This is a genomic window from Enterobacter cloacae complex sp. SHL020 (assembly GCF_049236945.1).
In the GTDB taxonomy this organism is placed as follows: Bacteria; Pseudomonadota; Gammaproteobacteria; order Enterobacterales; family Enterobacteriaceae; genus Enterobacter; species Enterobacter dykesii.
Map to the genome: position 1 here is coordinate 16,116 of NZ_JBMKJF010000010.1, position 18,402 is coordinate 34,517.

Genomic DNA, 18,402 nt, shown 5'->3' on the forward strand with positions numbered 1-18,402 from the left:
GATAACTGACTTAGGCAGGGATAAATAACTGAGGTACTTTCTTTAGTTATTTAATATTAAATTAACAATAAAATACATTAATAGTCACAACCAGAAAATAAAAAGCCGTTTATTCCTTACGAAATAAACGGCTTTTTTAGAACATTACTGACTCAATGAAGCACAGTTACCGCATCCTTAAGGCGTCCGGCGCGGTGCTTCACCATCGCAGAAATGTGGGCGCTCTCTTCGACCAGGTCGGCGTTTTTCTGCGTGATGCTGTCGAGTTCGGCCACCGCGCGGGTCAACTCTGACAGCCCGGTTGCCTGCTCGGAGGTCGCGTGGCTGATCTGGGCGATAAGCTGCGTCACGTTTTTCACCTGCTCGACAATATCATCCATCGTGCGACCTGCGGCGTGAACCTGCTCAGAGCCGGACTGCACCTTGCTGGCGCTGGCATCAATGAGTTTACGAATATCATTGGCGGCACTGGCGCTTCGGCTGGCGAGATGGCGCACTTCGCCCGCGACCACGGCAAAACCTTTTCCCTGCTCTCCTGCCCTTGCCGCTTCAACCGCCGCGTTCAGCGCCAGAATATTGGTCTGGAAAGCGATATCGTTAATCAGGGAGGTAATCGAGCCAATTCGCTGCGTGCTGTCGGCTATGTCATCCATGGTTTTGACAACGGTCTGCATCGCGTTGCCCCCTTTCGTCGCCGCGCTGCTCGCGGCCACGGAGAGTTTATCCACCTCGGCGGCGGTTTCAGAGTTACTCTGAACGGAAGCGGCCATCTGGTTCATTGTCGCGACGGTCTGCTGCACGTTCGCCACGGTCTGACGCGTGCGATCGTTCAGGTCTTCATTTCCCTGCGCCAGCCTGTCGCTGCCGTCACGGACGCTTACCACCTGGCTCGACACGTCATTGATTAACCAGCGGCACATCAGGCCCAACTGCCCGACCGCGCGCAGCGTCAGCCCCAGCTCGTCGCTGCGTTTCAGATGCTGCACGCTGTTGCGCTCACCGGTTGCGACCTTCAGGGCCTGTCGCGCCACATTCTCTACCGGGCGGACAATCTGCAGCTCAAACAGCAGTGTCCCCAGCAGCATGACCAGAGCGGCTGCGGCGAGCGGCATCCACCCGGCGGAGGTCGCGATCAGCGTGGCGGCGAGAACGGCAAAAAGCGCCGCCATCACGCTGCGCACGCGCCAGCGCAGCGGCATAGCCGGCAGTTTGCCCAGCCAGCCTTTTCCAACCACCAGCCCTTTATGAATACGTTTCTTACAGCTTCCGTCGTTCAGCGCCCGGTAGAGCGGCTCCACGGCGGCAATCTCTTCCGCTGTGGCTTTGGTGCGAATGGACATATAGCCTGTCACCTGCCCCTGGCGCACCATCGGCACCGCATTCGCACGCACCCAGTAGTGGTCACCGTTTTTGCGCCGGTTTTTGACAATTCCGCTCCACGGCTCGCCCTGCTGCAGCGTGTACCACATATCGGCAAACGCGGCTTTTGGCATATCGGGGTGGCGCACCATATTGTGCGGCTGGCCCGTCAGCTCATCGAGCTGGTAGCCGCTCACCTGCACAAAGGTGTCGTTGGCGTGTGTGATGTAGCTGTGGACGTCTGTGGTAGACATTAAGGTGGTGTCATCGTCCAGAGGATATTCATTCTGGGTGACATAGGTTGGAGAGGACATCGTGGGCATCCCTTGCAGGTTATTTAAATGTTAATTTTGTGGGTCAATGTTTTTTCGGCGGTAAACAATTTATCTTTAGTTGTTAAACTTGATGAAGATCGCAGATTTCACTTAAACCATACTTTTTGTACGATTTTATAATTCATTGATTTCAAATACTTTCGCAAAGAAATTACCTATAAAGCATGACCAGTTAATGCCCACTTAAGTCGCAGCGAATGCACTTCTTTAGTGCAGCTGCGCTTTTCCGCCCTCATTTATCCTCTCTTCCCTGTACCGCTAAATCCCGTTTCGGTTGCTCCGGCATGATTAAATATTGTGCAACATTATTTTAACCTGGCGTTTATCCCGATTTTCGTTAAGTCATCTGAAGTGGCGTAATCCCTGCAATACTTAAACCAGTATCATGTGATACGCGATCCCCGGGAGCACATTTTGAACAGGTTACCTTCCAGCGCCTCGGCTCTTGCCTGTACCGCGCACGCACTGAATCTCATTGAGAAGCGAACGCTCGATCATGAGGAGATGAAACAACTTAACCGAGAGGTCATCGATTACTTTAAAGAGCACGTCAATCCAGGTTTTCTGGAGTATCGCAAATCTGTTACCGCCGGCGGGGATTACGGAGCCGTAGAGTGGCAAGCGGGGAGTCTTAACACGCTTGTCGACACCCAGGGACAGGAGTTTATCGATTGCCTGGGTGGTTTTGGTATCTTCAACGTGGGGCACCGTAATCCAGTTGTGGTTTCCGCCGTACAGAATCAACTTGCGAAACAACCTCTCCATAGCCAGGAACTGCTCGACCCGCTTCGCGCCATGCTCGCGAAAACGCTGGCGGCCTTAACGCCCGGCAAACTGAAGTACAGCTTCTTTAGCAACAGCGGCACGGAATCGGTCGAAGCGGCGATTAAACTCGCCAAAGCGTACCAGTCGCCGCGCGGGAAATTCACCTTTATCGCCACCAGCGGCGCGTTCCACGGTAAATCTCTGGGCGCACTGTCTGCTACCGCCAAATCCACCTTCCGCAAACCGTTTATGCCGCTGCTGCCGGGCTTCCGCCACGTGCCGTTCGGCGACATTAACGCCATGCGCACCGTGCTGAGTGAATGCCGTAAAACCGGCGATGACGTGGCGGCGGTGATCCTGGAGCCGATTCAGGGTGAAGGCGGCGTGATCCTCCCTCCGCAGGGCTACCTGCCTGCCGTGCGTCAGCTGTGCGATGAGTTTGGCGCGCTGCTGATCCTCGACGAAGTCCAGACCGGGATGGGGCGCACCGGCAAGATGTTTGCCTGCGAGCATGAAAACGTGCAGCCGGACATCCTGTGCCTGGCGAAGGCGCTCGGCGGCGGCGTGATGCCGATTGGCGCAACGGTGGCTACCGAAGAGGTCTTCTCGGTGCTGTTCGACAACCCGTTCCTGCATACCACCACCTTTGGCGGTAACCCGCTGGCCTGTGCGGCCGCGCTGGCAACTATCAACGTGCTGCTGGAGCAAAACCTGCCCGCGCAGGCGGAGCAGAAAGGCGACATGCTGCTGGACGGCTTCCGTCAGCTAGGCCGGGAGTATCCGGACCTGGTGCAGGATGCGCGTGGCAAAGGGATGCTGATGGCAATTGAGTTTGTCGATAACGAAACCGGCTACAGCTTCGCGAGCGAGATGTTCCGCCAGCGGGTGCTGGTGGCCGGGACGCTCAACAACTCGAAAACCATCCGCATTGAACCTCCGCTGACGCTGACGATTGAGCAGTGCGAGCAGGTGCTGAAAGCGGCGCGTAAAGCGCTGGCAGCTCTGCGAATAAGTGTGGAAGAGGCGTAATTCCTCGCGGTCATGAAAAACGCCGGGTGGCGCTACGCTTACCCGGCCTACAAAATCAACACAACCTCTTACCCGTACAGCTACTCCGGCAACAACCCAACAAAACTGCGTTTCTTACGCGGCTCCGACATCAGCTCTTCAAGCCTATCCACGCACGCCAGATAGTGCGGCGTTTGCTTGTGCGCCAGCACCGCCTCCTCGTCTTTATAGGCCTCGTAGATAAAGAACCGGGTTTTCACACGCGGGTCCTGCAATACGTCAAAGCGCAGGTTTCCCGGCTCCTTGATTGCCCCCTCGTGGTTGGCGCGAAACACCTCCAGAAACTCGTCCACCCGCTCGGGCTTGATGTTGATCTCCACCAGCGTCACGTTCATTTTGCTTCTCCCTGTTTCTCTTCCTGCCAGAACTGGAACGCATCGCGGGCGTTCCAGTTCTCGTGAACCACTTTCTTCACAGCCTTCAGCATGGCGAGCGGCGCGCTGGACTGGAAAATGTTGCGCCCCATGTCCACGCCGGACGCGCCCTGGTCAATCGCGCGCCAGCACATCTCCAGCGCCTCGTGCTCCGGCAGCTTTTTGCCCCCGGCGATCACAATCGGCACCGGACAGCTGGCGGTCACTTTTTCAAAGCCCTCGTCCACGTAGTAGGTTTTGACGAACTGCGCCCCCATTTCGGCGGCGATGCGGCTGGCGAGCGAGAAATAGCGCGCGTCGCGCGCCATCTCTTTCCCTACGCCCGTCACCGCCAGCGTCGGCATGCCGTAGCGCGCGCCCGCGTCCACCAGCTTGATGATGTTGTTGATCGACTGGTGCTCAAACTCGCTGCCGATATACACCTGCGCCGCCACCGCGCAGACGTTCAGGCGCAGCGCGTCCTCCATCGCCACCGCCACGCACTCGTTCGACAGCTCACCCAGAATCGAGTTACCGCCCGAGGCGCGCAGCACCACCGGTTTGTTCGTGGCGGCTGGCACCTGGCTTCTCAGGATACCGCGGGTGCACATCAGCACGTCGGTTTCGCTAAACAGCGGCGCGATGGAGAGATCGATACGCTCAAGGCCGGTGGTCGGCCCCTGAAAGTAGCCGTGGTCAAAGGCCAGCATCACCGTGCGGTTGCTCTGCGGGTTGAAGATGCGTGCCAGGCGGGACTGCATGCCCCAGTCCAGCGAGCCGCAGCCCTTCAAAGTGAAAGGCACATTCTGCTGCGGCGTGCCGATGCCAAAATCCTTGCCGTCTTTGATGTCGTCTAAATCAGCCATTTGCTCCCCCGTCAGAAATCGTATTTGCTGATGTTCTCTTTGGTGAACACCACGCGCTCCGGCAGCAGCACGATGCCGTTGCCCTTCGCCTCATACTGGTAGCCCTGCACGCTGTTCGGCTCGACCTTCAGCGCGCCGATATTTTTGACGTCCACGCTGTCGCCGACGTTAAGATCGCCTTTTTTCAGCAGGCGATCGGCGACATTGACCGCAATTTTGCCCTGTTGTACGACATCCCACAGGCCGAAGGCTTTTACCGTGCCGCGCTCAACGTACGGACGCATCACGTTCGGCGTGCTGAAGCCGACAATCGCCACCCCTTCCCGCTTCAGGTTTTCCGCCGCCTGCGCAGCTGCCGGCAGCGCGTTGGCGTCCGGGGCGATGATCGCATCCAGATCCGGATACGCTTTTAAGATCCCTTCGGCGGTTTGCAGAGATTTGGTGGCATCGTTATAGCCAAATTGGGTCGTCACGACCTGCCACTGGGGGTGATCTTTCTCGATTTTGGCCTTCGCCTCTTTCACCCACTGGTTCTGGTCGGTTACGGTCGGGCTTGAGTAGAAGAACGCCACTTTAGCGTTCGGTTTGGTCACCTGTTTGCCCGCCATCTCCACCAGCAGACCGCCCAGCTGCTCCGGCGTCCCCTGGTTAATATAGATGCTGCGGCACTCCGGTTTGGTGTCGGAATCCCAGGTCAGGACCTTGACGCCGCGCTGCATCGCGCGCTTGAGCGCCGGGCAGAGGCCGTCCGGCGATACGGCGGAGACGATAATGGCGTTATAGCCCTGGTTAACGAAGTTATTGATGAGCTGCACCTGGCCAGAGACGCTCGGCTCGGTCGGGCCGTCGTAGGTCACGTCCACGCCGAGGTCTTTCCCCGCCTCTTTCGCGCCGTTGCCGCCGCTGGTGAAGAAGCCCACGCCCACCAGCTTCGGGATAAAGGCAATGCGGTCCGCCGCCTGCGCCGAAGCGAAGCTGAGGGCCATTGCCAGGACGAACAGTTTTGTTTTCATCTTACGCTCCGGATAGTTTTCTAAAGAGAGATCGCACCCATTCGCGGTGCAGACTCAGCGAACGCCCCATCACCACCACAACCAGCAGCGCCCCTGACAGCGCGCTCGATACCTGGTTGGGGATGCCGACCATCTGTAAACCCTGCTGCAGGTAGCCCACCAGCAGCGCCGCCAGCGCGGTACCCACAACCGAACCTGAACCGCCGTAGATATTCGCCCCGCCGAGCACGGCGGCGGTGAGCGCAGGCATCAGCAGATCGCGGCCCAGATCAGAACGCGCCGAGCCGAAGTAGGAGACCATCACCAGCGCAGCAATGGCCGAGGCCACGCCCACCAGGCCGTACAGCGCGTAGGGCATGCCGTTCACCGACAGCGCCGCATAGTGCGCCGCGCGAGGATTCTGGCCGATTAAAAACAGATGACGGCCAAAGCGCCCGCGGTGGGTAATCAGCCAGAAGAAGACGGTAATCACCGCGAACAGCACCAGCGGGATCGGCAGACCCAGCACCGTGAGGTTAGCGAACGCCGTGAAGCTGTCCGGGAAGCCGCCGATGCCCTCGTAGCCCGTCGCCCCCGCCATGCCGGAGAGCAACAGCGCGCCGCCGCCGTAGAGGTAGAGCGTGCCGAGTGTGATAACCAAAGGACTGATGCCGGTGTAGTGGATCAGCGCGGCATTAAATAATCCGCACAGCAGGCCGAGCAGCAGCGTCAGCGGAATAGCGACCGCCATTGGCCACCCGGACTGCATCATCACGCCCAGCGCGATGGCGCACAGGCCGATGGTTGAGCCGAGGGAGATGTCGATCCCGCCGCTGATGATCACAAGCGTAAGCGGCAGCGCCACGATGCCAATGCAGATAAAATCGCTGGTGCTGAACAGCAGCATGTTAATGTCGAGCATGCGCGGGTTGATGGCGCCAAAGAGCAGGATCTCCAGCACCAGCAAAATCAGCAGCGTGCTTTCCCAGTTAAGCCTCATTTACGCCACCTCTTTTTTGCGTTTGGGAAACGGGGTGACGTGCTTTCCCCCTCTGTTACCCGGCTGGAAGCGACCGTACTTCAGCGCCCGCTGATGGCGCGCCAGAGCCTGACGCAGACGTCCGTCGAGCACCAGCACACCCAGCAGCACCAAGCCGGCAATAAAATCGTTCCACCACGCCGGGAGCCTGAACAGCACCAGCACGGTATCGATTTGCGTCAGGAAGAAGGCGCCCAGCAGCGCGCCAATCAGCGTGCCCGTGCCACCCAGCAGCGAAATACCGCCGAGCACGCAGGCGGCGATGGCCTTCATCTCCAGCCCGCTGCCGGTCTGGTTGGGCACAAAGCCAATCTGCGCGGCAAAGACGATCCCGGCGCAGGCCGCCAGCATGCCGTTCAGGGTAAAGGCGAGCATCCGCGTGCGGTTCACCGCCACGCCCAGCTGGCGCGCGGCGGCGAGGTTATCCCCCACCGCGTAGAAATCACGCCCGAACGCGGTGCGCGAGAGCGTCCACGCGCCCGTGACCGCGATAATCAACACCAGCATGCCGAGCGGCGAAATGCCGATGGCGGCAGGCTCAGAGAGGGATTTCAACCCAGGCGGCAGCCCCTCAATCCACTTTCCGCCCGTCCAGAGCAGCATCGCGCCGCGGTACAGCCCCAGCGTGCCGAGGGTGGCGACAATTGCCGGAATGCGCAGCCCTACCACCAGAAAACCGTTGAACGCACCGGCCAGCGCGCCAATAGACAGCGCGAAGAGAATGGAAACGGGCAGGCTGTAGCCGCTGTTCAGCGCCACGCCGACGGCAATGGCGGACAGCCCGACGGTTGAGCCGACGGACACGTCGATATTGCGGGTCAGCATTACCAGCGCCGCGCCGATGGCCAGCAGGATCAGGATCTGCGAGCTGGCGAAAATCATCCCCAGCGTCTGCAGGCTGAAGTAGGACGGATTCAGCGCCACCAGCACGGCGAACAGCGCCAGAATGGCGAGAAACGCGCTCAGCTCGCGGTTTTTGAGTAAGGTCTTCATGATTGGCCTCCAAACGCCAGCGCCATCATTTTGTCGAGGCTGACGGCGTGGCGCGACAGCTCGCCGCTGAGCACGCCCTGATGCATCACCAGCACCCGGTCCGCAAGGCCCGGAAACTCGTCAAGATCGCTTGAGATCATCAGCACCGCCACGTTCTGCGCCGCCACGCTTTTTATCAGCTGGTAGATATCGGCGCGCGCAGAGACGTCCACCCCGCGCGTGGGTTCATCGACAATCAGCAGCAGCGGATTGGCCTCCAGGCAGCGCGCCAGCAGCACCTTCTGCTGGTTGCCGCCGGAGAGCGTGCGCACGGTTTGATCCGCATGGTTGAGCTTGATCCCCAGCGCCCGGTGGTAGCGCTCCACCACCGCAGACTCCCGCTTGCGCTGCTGCCAGAGAGACGGCTCGTTCAGCGCCACGGTATTCCAGCGGATCGGCGCGTCAAGGAACAGGCCTGACACCTGCCTGTCTTCCGGCAGGTAGACCAGCCCTTTTTCCAGGCGTGAACTTACCGGATCGTCGGTGATCTCCTGGTTTTCCAGCCAGACGCGCCCACCGCGTACCGGCCGCAGGCCGTAGAGCGTTTCCGCAAACTCGGTGCGTCCGGATCCCACCAGCCCGGCCAGGCCGACAATCTCCCCGGCGTAGATCTCAAGGCTGAGATCGATAAACCCTTCCCCGGTGAGATCGTCAACGCGCAGCACCGGAAAATCCTGCGGCTGGGTGCGGCGGTTGCCCGGCAGCGCCAGCCACAGCTTTTGCGTATCGCTGAGGGATTTCTCCCGGCTTACCGGCGTCATGGCGGCGATCAGGGCGCTGTCATCAAACTGCGCGGTTTCGCCGCTCAGCACCACCGCGCCGTCGCGCATCACCGAGACGTGGCTCGAAAGCATGCGAATTTCCGGCAGCTTGTGCGAGATAAAGACAATCCCGACGCCGAGCGCCTGCAGGGCGCGGATCTGGCGGAACAGCCGCTCGGTTTCGCCGGGCGTGAGGGAGGCCGTGGGTTCGTCGAGGATCAGGATCCTCGCGTTGCGCATCAGACCGCGCAGGATCTCCACCATCTGCTGGTCCGCCACCTCCAGGGTGCTGGCAGCGGCGTCGAGGTTAAGCTGGCACTGTAGCTGCTGGAGCTTCTCCGCCAGCCGCTTTTCCAGATCGCGTTCGCGCGGCAGGCGAAACAGGATATTTTCCCGCACCGTCAGGTTGGGGAACAGCAGCGGCTCCTGCGGCACCAGATAAATGCCTAACCCGTGCGCCTGAGCGGGCGTGAGGCGCGCATATGACTGCCCCTCGACGGAAAGTTCACCGCTGTCCGGCGTTTCCACCCCGGCGATGATCTTCATCAGCGTCGATTTTCCCGCGCCGTTTCCGCCCATCAGCGCGTGCACCTGGCCCGCAAGCAGCGTGAAATCTATGCCTTTTAGAACCGGCACGCCTGAGAACTGCTTGCTGATATTCCGCGCGTCGAGAAGTGAGGTCATCATCGCTCCGCTATTGAACAAATGATTTTTAGATTTAATAATGTTCAAAAGCGTAGACGGTGAACTATATTTACAACCGTGCAGGGATCACAGTTTTATCGATTGAGATACAGATAAACCAGAAACGATCTAAAAGATCCGTTTTGTCGCGTGGCTCACATTTTCCCTTCGCGCCATCACGAACATATGATCTAAATTTTTATAAGAGTTCAATTATGAGCGATAAACGCACTGCGGAAGAAGGACGGTTTGCCGGGCTGGCACTGGCGGAAGAGGAACTCGTGGCGCGCGTGGCCTGGTGCTACTACCACGACGGATTAACCCAGAACGACATCGGCGAGCGGCTCGGGCTGCCGCGCCTGAAGATCTCCCGCCTGCTGGAAAAAGGCCGTCAGTCCGGGGTGATCCGCGTGCAGATCAACTCCCGCTACGAGGGATGTCTGGCGCTGGAGACCGAGCTACAGCAGCGTTTTGGCCTGAAGCTGGTGCGCGTGATGCCAGCGTTAAATACGCCGCCGATGAACGTGCGGCTGGGCATTGGCGCGGCGCAGTCGCTGATGGGCGTACTGGAGCCCGGCCAGCTGCTGGCGGTGGGGTTTGGTGAAACCACCATGAGCAGCCTGCAGCACCTGAGCGGTTTTATCAGCTCGCAGCAGATCCGCCTGGTGACGCTCTCCGGCGGCGTCGGGCCGTATATGACCGGTATCGGCCAGCTGGACGCGGCCTGCAGCGTCAGCATGATCCCCGCCCCGCTTCGCGTGTCATCCGCAGAGGTGGCTGGGATCTTAAAACGTGAAACCAGCGTGCGGGACGTGATCCTCGCCGCCACCGCCGCCGACGTCGCGGTGGTCGGCATTGGTTCAGTGAACCAGCGCCGTGACGCCACGATACTGCGCTCCGGCTATATCAGCGAAGGTGAACAGCTGATGTACGCCCGCAAAGGGGCGGTCGGCGACATTCTCGGCTATTTCCTCAATGCCGAGGGCGAGTGCGTCGAGGAGCTGGAGATCCACAAAGAACTGCTGGGCGTCACGCTCGATGAACTGGCGCAGCTGCCCACCATCGTTGGCGTGGCCGGAGGGGAAGAGAAAGCCGATGCGATTTATGCCGCACTGAAGGGTCGCCGTATCAATGGCCTGGTGACGGAGGAGACGACAGCCCGCGCGGTGCTGGCCCTGACGTAACGGGCAGGCCCTGCGCTAACAACGAGGCAAGCTCATGAGTTACCTTTTAGCGTTAGATGCAGGGACAGGCAGCGTTCGCGCCGTTATTTTCGATTTACAGGGCAACCAGATTGCCGTCGGCCAGGCCGAGTGGAAGCACCTGAGCGTGGAGAACGTGCCGGGGTCGATGGAATTCGACCTCGAGACCAACTGGCAGCTGGCCTGCCGGTGCATTCATCAGGCGCTGGAGCGCGCGCGCCTGAGCGCGGCGGATATTCAGTCCGTCGCCTGCTGCTCGATGCGCGAAGGGATCGTGCTGTACGACCGCAACGGCGAGGCCATCTGGGCCTGCGCCAACGTCGACGCCCGCGCCAGCCGCGAGGTGGCCGAACTCAAAGAGATCCACGACGACCGTTTTGAATCCGAAGTGTATGAGGTTTCCGGCCAGACGCTGGCGCTGAGCGCCATGCCGCGCCTGCTGTGGCTGGCGCACCATCGTCCGGATATTTACCGCAAGGCCGCGACCATCACCATGATCAGCGACTGGCTGGCGGCGAAGCTCTCCGGCGAGCTGGCGGTCGACCCGTCTAACGCGGGCACCACCGGCATGCTGGATCTCTTCTCCCGCGACTGGCGTCCGGCGCTGCTCGACATGGCCGGGCTGCGCGCCGATATCCTCTCCCCGGTGAAAGAGACTGGCACCGTGCTGGGCGCGATTACCAAAGAGGCCGCGCAGCAGAGCGGCCTGCGCGAAGGCACCCCGGTGGTGATGGGCGGCGGCGACGTGCAGCTGGGCTGCCTGGGGCTGGGCGTGGTTCGCGCCGGGCAAACCGCGGTGCTGGGCGGCACCTTCTGGCAGCAGGTGGTCAACCTGCCGCGGGTGCGCACCGACCCCGACATGAACATTCGCGTGAATCCGCACGTTATTCCCGGCATGGCGCAGGCGGAGTCGATCAGCTTCTTCACAGGGCTGACCATGCGCTGGTTCCGCGACGCCTTCTGCGCCGAGGAAAAGCTGATTGCCGAGCGGATGGGGATGGACACTTATTCCCTGCTGGAAGAGATGGCCAGCCGCGTGCCGGCGGGCTCCCACGGGGTGATGCCGATCTTCTCCGACGCGATGCATTTCAAGCAGTGGTACCACGCCGCGCCGTCGTTTATTAACCTCTCCATCGACCCGGAAAAGTGCAACAAAGCGACGCTGTTCCGCGCCCTTGAGGAGAACGCGGCGATCGTCTCGGCCTGCAACCTGGCGCAGATCTCGCGCTTCTCCGGCGTGACGTTTGAAAGCCTGGTGTTTGCGGGCGGCGGGGCCAAAGGCGCCCTGTGGAGCCAAATTTTAAGCGACGTCACCGGGCTGCCGGTGCGCGTGCCGGAAGTGAAAGAGGCGACGGCGCTCGGCTGCGCGATTGCCGCAGGCGCGGGCGCGGGGCTGTTTGCGGATATGGCCTCGACGGGCGAGCGCCTGGTGAAGTGGAGCCGCGAGTTCACACCGAACCCGCAACACCGCGAGCTGTACGACAGCATGATGCAGAAGTGGCAGGCGGTATATGCCGACCAGCTCGGGCTGGTGGACAGCGGGCTGACGACGTCGATGTGGCAGGCACCGGGGCTAGTGCGGACATCCCCCTCACCCCGGCCCTCTCCCTGAGGGAGAGGGAGATTGAGTCCCCTCTCCCCATGGGAGAGGGTTAGGGAGAGGGCATCAGGCCACACCAATATTTGAATCCCATCACAATCACTGCATTCGCCTTTTCCCTTTTACTCCCCGCTGGCTAAATTAGTAACTCATCCGACCACATAACAATAATTTTACACTGGAAGAGACTATGAGCCGCTACCCGTCGTTATTCGCCCCTCTCGATCTGGGGTTCACTACCCTCAAAAACCGCGTGCTGATGGGCTCGATGCACACCGGGCTGGAGGAGCATCCGGACGGGGCCGAGCGTCTGGCGGCCTTCTATGCCGAACGCGCCCGCCACGGGGTGGCGCTGATTGTCACCGGCGGAGTGGCCCCTGCTCCTTCCGGCGTGGGGATGGAGGGCGGCGCGGTCCTGAACGATGCGTCACAGCTGCCGCACCACCGCATTGTGACCGACGCGGTCCACCGCGAGGGCGGCAAAATCGCCCTGCAAATCCTGCATACCGGACGCTACAGCTATCAGCCGAACCTGGTCGCGCCGTCGGCCATTCAGGCGCCGATCAACCGCTTTAAGCCTCACGCCCTCAGCCACGATGAGATCCTGGCGCTGATCGACGACTTTGCCCGCTGCGCGGCGCTGGCGCGAGAGGCAGGCTACGACGGCGTTGAGGTGATGGGCTCAGAAGGCTATCTGATTAACGAGTTTCTCGCCGCCCGCACCAACCAGCGCGATGACGAATGGGGCGGCGACTATGTCCGCCGGATGCGCTTTGCGGTGGAGGTGGTGCGCGCGGTGCGCGAACGTGCGGGCGCGGACTTTATTATCGTCTTCCGTCTCTCGATGCTCGATCTGGTAGAGGGCGGCGGCACGTTCGACGAGACCGTGCAGCTGGCGCAGGCGATTGAAGCCGCAGGCGCCACCATTATCAACACCGGCATCGGCTGGCACGAGGCGCGCATCCCGACCATCGCCACGCCGGTGCCGCGCGCGGCATTCAGCTGGGTAACGCGCAGGCTGAAGGGCAAAGTCTCTGTTCCGCTGGTCACCACTAACCGCATTAACGATCCGCAGGTGGCGGACGATGTGATTTCGCGAGGCGACGCCGATATGGTGTCGATGGCGCGTCCGTTCCTGGCGGATGCCGAACTGCTCTCCAAAGCGCAAAGCGGCCGTGCGGATGAGATCAACACCTGCATCGGCTGTAACCAGGCCTGTCTGGATCAGATCTTCATCGGCAAGGTCACCTCTTGCCTGGTTAACCCGCGCGCCTGCCATGAAACCAAAATGCCGATCGTTCCGGCGGTCAATAAAAAGCGCCTGGCCGTGGTGGGCGCAGGCCCGGCGGGGCTGGCGTTTGCGGTGAATGCCGCCTCGCGAGGCCACAGCGTGACGCTGTTTGATGCGCTGGCGGAGATTGGCGGGCAGTTTAATATCGCCAAACAGATCCCCGGCAAAGAGGAGTTCTATGAAACCCTGCGCTACTATCGCCGGATGATCGAGCTGACTGGCGTCGAGCTGCGGCTTAATCAGTTTGTCAGCGCGGCGGATCTGATCGGTTTTGACGAGGTGATCCTGGCGAGCGGGATCGTCCCGCGCACGCCTGCGATCGAGGGTATCGATCATCCGAAGGTATTGAGCTATCTCGACGTGCTGCGTGACAAAGCGCCGGTCGGCGAGAAGGTGGCGATTATCGGCTGCGGCGGGATCGGCTTTGATACCGCCATGTACTTAAGCCAGCCGGGCGAGGCCACCAGCCAGAACATTGCCGAGTTTTGCGTGGAATGGGGTATCGACACCAGCCTGAGCCAGTCCGGCGGGCTACGCCCGGAAGGGCCGCAGCTGCCGAAAAGCCCGCGCCAGATCGTGATGCTCCAGCGTAAGGCCAGCAAGCCGGGCGAAGGGCTGGGCAAAACCACGGGATGGATCCACCGTGCCACCCTGCTCTCTCGCGGGGTGAAGATGATACCGGCGGTCAGCTACCAGAAGATCGACGACGAGGGGCTGCACGTCACGATCGGCGGCGAACCGCAGCTGCTGCGCGTGGATCATGTCATTTTATGTGCCGGGCAGGAGCCGAAGCGCGATCTGGCGGACCCGCTGCGCGAAGCCGGTAAAACGGTGCATCTGATTGGCGGGTGCGACGTGGCGATGGAGCTGGATGCGCGACGCGCAATTGCGCAGGGCACCCAGCTTGCACTGATGATTTAGCGACGACGACCCAGCTTCACGGATTTCAGCACCACGAATTTATTGTTGGTGGCAATCGTGGTGCAGTTGCCGAAAATCTTCTTCAGCTTGTGGAAGTAGTCCAGGTGGCGGTTCGCCACGATGTACAGCTCGCCGTTGATTTTCAGGCAGCGGCGCGCGTGGTGGAACATCTCCCACGCGACGTTATCCGTCAGGGCGTGCTTCTGGTGGAACGGCGGGTTGCAGAACACGGCGTTGAAGCGGAAAGGCTCTACGCCCGACAGCGCGTTGTTGATCATAAACTCGCAGCGGTCCAGCGCTTCCGGCATGTTGGTTTCCACGTTCAGACGGCTGGAGGCCACCGCCATCGGCGACTCGTCGCTGAACACCACGCTGGCGTCCGGGTTCTTCGCCAGCAGCGTGAGGCCAATCACGCCGTTACCGCAGCCCAGATCGACAATCTCACCTTCCAGATTTTCCGGCAGATGTTCCATAAAGAAACGCGCCCCGATATCCAGCCCGGTGCGGGAGAAGACGTTCGCATGGTTGTGGATGGTCCAGTCGGTGCCTTCCAGCTTCCAGCTCAGGGTTTCCGGCGCGTCGGCCAGCTCCGGCGCGCTGAAGGTGCAGTTGATCAGGCGCGCTTTTTTCCAGGCCAGCGTGGTGGTGGTTGGGCCGAGGACCTTCTCGAACAGCTCCAGCGTCGAGGTATGAATATCGCGCGCTTTAGCACCCGCGATGATGCGCGTTTCCGGCGTCACCACTTTACGCAGGGCGCGCAGCTGTTGCTCCAGCAGCGCCATGGTTTTTGGTACTTTGATCAGCACCACGCCCGGCGCCTGCGGGTAATCCGCGGTGCTGTCGAGGAACTTCACGCTGGACTCTTCGAGGTCGTTATGGCGCAGGTTTTCACGCGTCGCCAGCTCGCTCAGGTAGGAATCGCCGATGCTGTACGGCGTGTGCTCCGCCAGGGCGCAGCCCAGCGCGCCAAAGGCGTCATTCAGGATCAAAACCGGGCCGCGGATTTCAGTCTCATCCAACTGCTGCAGCAGATATTCATCCGCCGCTTCCCACGCCATGAGCGGGTTAACGTCGTCCGTTTCCGGGAAACGTTTAAGGTTGAGTGAACGGAAACCGTTGTCTAAGTGGCTCATCGGCCCTCCTGAATGGTAAAATTTGGCGTATCCCTGAAAAGGGTGCGTGAGTATACCCGTTTTCGCAATAATTTGGGCTTTTGATGAACCAACTTACTTATCTCCAGGGCTATCCGGAGCATTTACTGTCTCAGGTTCGCAACCTGATTGCCGAGCAGAAGCTCGGCGCGGTGCTGGAAAAACGCTATCCCGGCACGCATGATTTCGCGACCGATAAGGCCCTCTGGCAGTATACGCAGGATCTGAAAAGCCGGTATCTGAAGAGCGCGCCGCCGATCAACAAGGTGATGTACGATAACAAGATCCACGTTCTGAAAAACGCGCTCGGCCTGCACACCGCCATCTCCCGCGTACAGGGCGGCAAGCTGAAAGCGAAGGCCGAAATCCGCGTCGCGACGGTTTTCCGTAACGCACCGGAAGCCTTTCTGCGGATGATCGTGGTGCACGAACTGGCGCACCTTAAGGAGAAAGAGCACGACAAAGCGTTCTACTCTCTGTGCTGCCACATGGAGCCGCAGTACCACCAGCTGGAGTTTGATACTCGTCTGTGGCTTACGCATTTATCGTTAAATGGTAATGCGGAATAGCGCACGCGAATTGTCATGATGACGTGCTACAGTGGCTAAAGGTTCCCCGCTACGGAGTACGTAAACGTTTATGATACGTTTCGCAGTCATTGGAACGAACTGGATCACGCGCCAGTTCGTCGACGCCGCCCACGAAACCGGCAAACTGAAACTTACCGCAGTCTATTCCCGCAGCCTTGAGCAGGCGCAGAGTTTTGCCAACGATTACCTCGTTGAGCATCTCTTCACCTCGCTTGATGAGATGGCGCAAAGCGACGCCATTGACGCGGTGTATATCGCCAGCCCGAACTCCCTGCACTTCCCGCAAACGAAGCTGTTCCTCAGCCATAAAAAGCATGTGATTTGCGAGAAGCCGCTGGCGTCAAATATTGAGGAAGTGGAAGCGGCTATTGCGCTTGCCCGCGAAAACCAGGTGGTGCTGTTCGAAGCGTTCAAAACCGCCAGCCTGCCGAATTTCCTGCTGCTGCAGCAGTCGCTGCCGAAAATTGGCAAAGTGCGTAAAGCCTTTATCAACTACTGCCAGTACTCGTCGCGCTACCAGCGCTATCTGGACGGCGAGAATCCGAACACCTTTAACCCGGCGTTTTCGAACGGCTCGATTATGGATATCGGTTTCTATTGTCTGGCCTCTGCCGTGGCCCTGTGGGGCGAACCGCACGGCGTCAGCGCCACCGCCAGCCTGCTGGAAAGCGGCGTGGATGCGCACGGTGTAGCGGTGCTGGATTACGGTGATTTCAGCGTCACGCTGCAGCACTCCAAGGTGAGCGATTCCGTGCTGCCGAGCGAAATTCAGGGCGAAGCGGGCTCGCTGGTTATCGAGAAGATCTCCGAGTGCCAGAAAGTGAGCTTTGTGCCGCGCGGCGGCAAAGCGCAGGAGCTGACGCAGCCTCAGCATATTAACACTATGCTCTATGAGGCAGAGGTCTTCGCCCGTCTGGTGGAAGACAACGAAGTGAATCACCCTGGCCTCGCGGTGAGCCGCACCACGGCGAAACTGCAAACGGAGATCCGCCGTCAGACAGGCGTGGTATTCCCGGCAGACGGCGTGAGCGCGGAAGCTATCGCGTAAAGCTGTGTAATGAAACGGCGCAGACCATTGACGAAACCGATGGTCTGACATATTTTGTTACCTGCAAAGGGGAGTAACTTCTTCGCCGGTGGATCGTCATTACGATGCGTTAAACACGCATCCGGTCGCCGGGCAACCTTCGTGGTTGTAAGTGAGACCTTGCCGGGAGGCGAGGTCTATGCATAAAAAGCTAACGGCTATCGTCTTCTGACCATGGCCGTTTTTGTTTTTTATGTGTAAGGAAAATAGTATGCATTCTGTCGGCACTCCAATGTTGTGGGGCGGATTCGCGGTTGTCGTGCTCATCATGCTGGCGATCGACCTCTTTTTGCAGGGCCGTCGCGGCGCGCACGGCATGACCATGAAGCAGGCCGCCGCCTGGTCGCTGGTCTGGGTTACCCTCTCCCTGCTGTTCTGTGCTGTTTTCTGGTGGTACCTGGCCTCGACCGAAGGCCGCGCAGTGGCCGACCCGCAGGCGCTCGCCTTCCTCACCGGTTATCTGATTGAAAAAGCCCTGGCGGTTGATAACGTCTTCGTCTGGCTGATGCTGTTCAGCTACTTTGCCGTGCCTGCTGCCCTGCAGCGACGCGTGCTGGTGTACGGCGTGCTGGGCGCGATTATCCTGCGTACCATCATGATCTTCGCCGGCAGCTGGCTGATTACCCAGTTCGAATGGCTGCTGTACGTCTTCGGCGCGTTTCTGCTGTTCACCGGTGTCAAAATGGCGCTGGCGAAAGAAGACGGCTCCGCGATTGGCGATCGCCCGCTGGTGAAGTGGATCCGCGGTCATCTGCGCATGACTGACAAGATTGAGAGCGAGCACTTCTTCGTGCGCAAGAACGGCCTGCTGTTTGCCACTCCGCTGCTGCTGGTACTGATTCTGGTTGAGTTGAGCGACGTGATTTTCGCGGTGGACAGCATTCCAGCGATCTTCGCGGTGACCACCGACCCGTTCATCGTCCTGACGTCTAACCTCTTCGCCATCCTCGGCCTGCGTGCGATGTACTTCCTGCTGGCAGGCGCGGCGGAGCGCTTCTCAATGCTGAAGTACGGTCTGTCGGTGATCCTGGTGTTTATCGGTATCAAGATGCTGATTGTTGATTTCTACCATATCCCGATCGCCATTTCGCTCGGCGTGGTGTTTGGCATTCTGATCGTGACGCTGATTATCAATACCTGGGTTAACCGCCAGCACGATAAGAAGCAGCAGGTGGAGTAATCCCCCTCACCCCGGCCCTCTCCCACAGGGAGAGGGTGAACACACTTTTGTAACGCAGCAGTTAAAAAATATGATGCAACACGTAAAATCCAGCATTTTACGCTTCCTTCCATTCGCGCATTCCCT

The 18,402-nt window shown here is 59.9% G+C and carries 15 protein-coding genes; 7 read left to right on the top strand and 8 right to left on the bottom strand.

Going from position 1 to position 18,402, the window contains the following annotated elements; translation table 11 throughout:
* Positions 1–152 precede the first annotated feature (152 nt).
* A complete protein-coding gene (locus ACOTZB_RS19285; RefSeq protein WP_193805608.1) occupies positions 153–1,673 on the bottom strand; it encodes a methyl-accepting chemotaxis protein in 1,521 nt (506 codons plus the stop codon).
* 435 nt (positions 1,674–2,108) lie between these two features.
* Here ACOTZB_RS19285 and ygjG point away from each other — a divergent pair, with 435 nt between their 5' ends.
* Entirely contained in the window at positions 2,109–3,488 is a 1,380-nt protein-coding gene (gene ygjG, locus ACOTZB_RS19290; RefSeq protein WP_023309267.1) for a putrescine aminotransferase, read from the top strand.
* 80 nt (positions 3,489–3,568) lie between these two features.
* Here ygjG and lsrG read toward each other — a convergent pair whose 3' ends face one another.
* From lsrG to lsrA, 6 genes are read right to left on the bottom strand one after another with little or no spacing between them, the layout of a single operon-like run.
* The gene (gene lsrG, locus ACOTZB_RS19295) at positions 3,569–3,862 is read right to left on the bottom strand and encodes a (4S)-4-hydroxy-5-phosphonooxypentane-2,3-dione isomerase (protein ID WP_023333521.1); all 294 of its coding nucleotides are present in this window, start codon (positions 3,860–3,862) and stop codon (positions 3,569–3,571) included.
* Positions 3,859–4,746 (bottom strand): 3-hydroxy-5-phosphonooxypentane-2,4-dione thiolase, encoded by an 888-nt coding sequence (gene lsrF / locus ACOTZB_RS19300; RefSeq protein WP_421628215.1) that lies wholly within the window; start codon positions 4,744–4,746, stop codon positions 3,859–3,861. Before lsrF ends, lsrG begins: the two co-directional genes overlap by 4 nt.
* Positions 4,747–4,757: 11 nt before the next feature.
* A complete protein-coding gene (gene lsrB, locus ACOTZB_RS19305; protein WP_023333523.1) occupies positions 4,758–5,759 on the bottom strand; it encodes an autoinducer 2 ABC transporter substrate-binding protein LsrB in 1,002 nt (333 codons plus the stop codon).
* 1 nt (position 5,760) lies between these two features.
* Positions 5,761–6,738, bottom strand: coding sequence for an autoinducer 2 ABC transporter permease LsrD (lsrD, locus tag ACOTZB_RS19310; protein WP_421628216.1), 978 nt, complete (start codon positions 6,736–6,738; stop codon positions 5,761–5,763).
* Positions 6,739–7,770, bottom strand: coding sequence for an autoinducer 2 ABC transporter permease LsrC (lsrC, locus tag ACOTZB_RS19315; protein WP_047652764.1), 1,032 nt, complete (start codon positions 7,768–7,770; stop codon positions 6,739–6,741). It lies immediately after the preceding gene.
* Positions 7,767–9,254, bottom strand: coding sequence for an autoinducer 2 ABC transporter ATP-binding protein LsrA (gene lsrA / locus ACOTZB_RS19320; RefSeq protein WP_421628293.1), 1,488 nt, complete (start codon positions 9,252–9,254; stop codon positions 7,767–7,769). Before lsrA ends, lsrC begins: the two co-directional genes overlap by 4 nt.
* 215 nt (positions 9,255–9,469) lie before the next feature.
* On the opposite strand from lsrA, the gene lsrR reads away from it, so the two are divergent.
* From lsrR to ACOTZB_RS19335, 3 genes are all read left to right on the top strand, one after another.
* Positions 9,470–10,438 (top strand): transcriptional regulator LsrR, encoded by a 969-nt coding sequence (lsrR, locus tag ACOTZB_RS19325; protein ID WP_010435856.1) that lies wholly within the window; start codon positions 9,470–9,472, stop codon positions 10,436–10,438.
* Between the two features lie 34 nt (positions 10,439–10,472).
* Positions 10,473–12,068: an autoinducer-2 kinase gene (gene lsrK, locus ACOTZB_RS19330; RefSeq protein ID WP_421628217.1), complete on the top strand. Its 1,596-nt coding sequence runs from the start codon at positions 10,473–10,475 to the stop codon at positions 12,066–12,068.
* Positions 12,069–12,246: 178 nt separating this feature from the next.
* The gene (locus ACOTZB_RS19335; RefSeq protein WP_421628219.1) at positions 12,247–14,268 is read left to right on the top strand and encodes an FAD-dependent oxidoreductase; all 2,022 of its coding nucleotides are present in this window, start codon (positions 12,247–12,249) and stop codon (positions 14,266–14,268) included.
* Here ACOTZB_RS19335 and rlmG read toward each other — a convergent pair.
* Complete coding sequence (gene rlmG / locus ACOTZB_RS19340; RefSeq protein ID WP_337281249.1) at positions 14,265–15,401, bottom strand: 23S rRNA (guanine(1835)-N(2))-methyltransferase RlmG; 1,137 nt, start codon at positions 15,399–15,401, stop codon at positions 14,265–14,267. The genes ACOTZB_RS19335 and rlmG overlap by 4 nt on opposite strands.
* 83 nt (positions 15,402–15,484) lie before the next feature.
* On the opposite strand from rlmG, the gene ACOTZB_RS19345 reads away from it, so the two are divergent.
* From ACOTZB_RS19345 to ACOTZB_RS19355, 3 genes are all read left to right on the top strand, one after another.
* Positions 15,485–15,988, top strand: coding sequence for a YgjP-like metallopeptidase domain-containing protein (locus tag ACOTZB_RS19345; protein ID WP_126329223.1), 504 nt, complete (start codon positions 15,485–15,487; stop codon positions 15,986–15,988).
* A gap of 70 nt (positions 15,989–16,058) precedes the next feature.
* The gene (locus ACOTZB_RS19350; protein ID WP_211438634.1) at positions 16,059–17,057 is read left to right on the top strand and encodes a Gfo/Idh/MocA family protein; all 999 of its coding nucleotides are present in this window, start codon (positions 16,059–16,061) and stop codon (positions 17,055–17,057) included.
* 250 nt (positions 17,058–17,307) lie between these two features.
* Positions 17,308–18,276 (top strand): TerC family protein, encoded by a 969-nt coding sequence (locus ACOTZB_RS19355; protein ID WP_421628222.1) that lies wholly within the window; start codon positions 17,308–17,310, stop codon positions 18,274–18,276.
* The last annotated feature ends 126 nt before the right edge of the window (positions 18,277–18,402 follow it).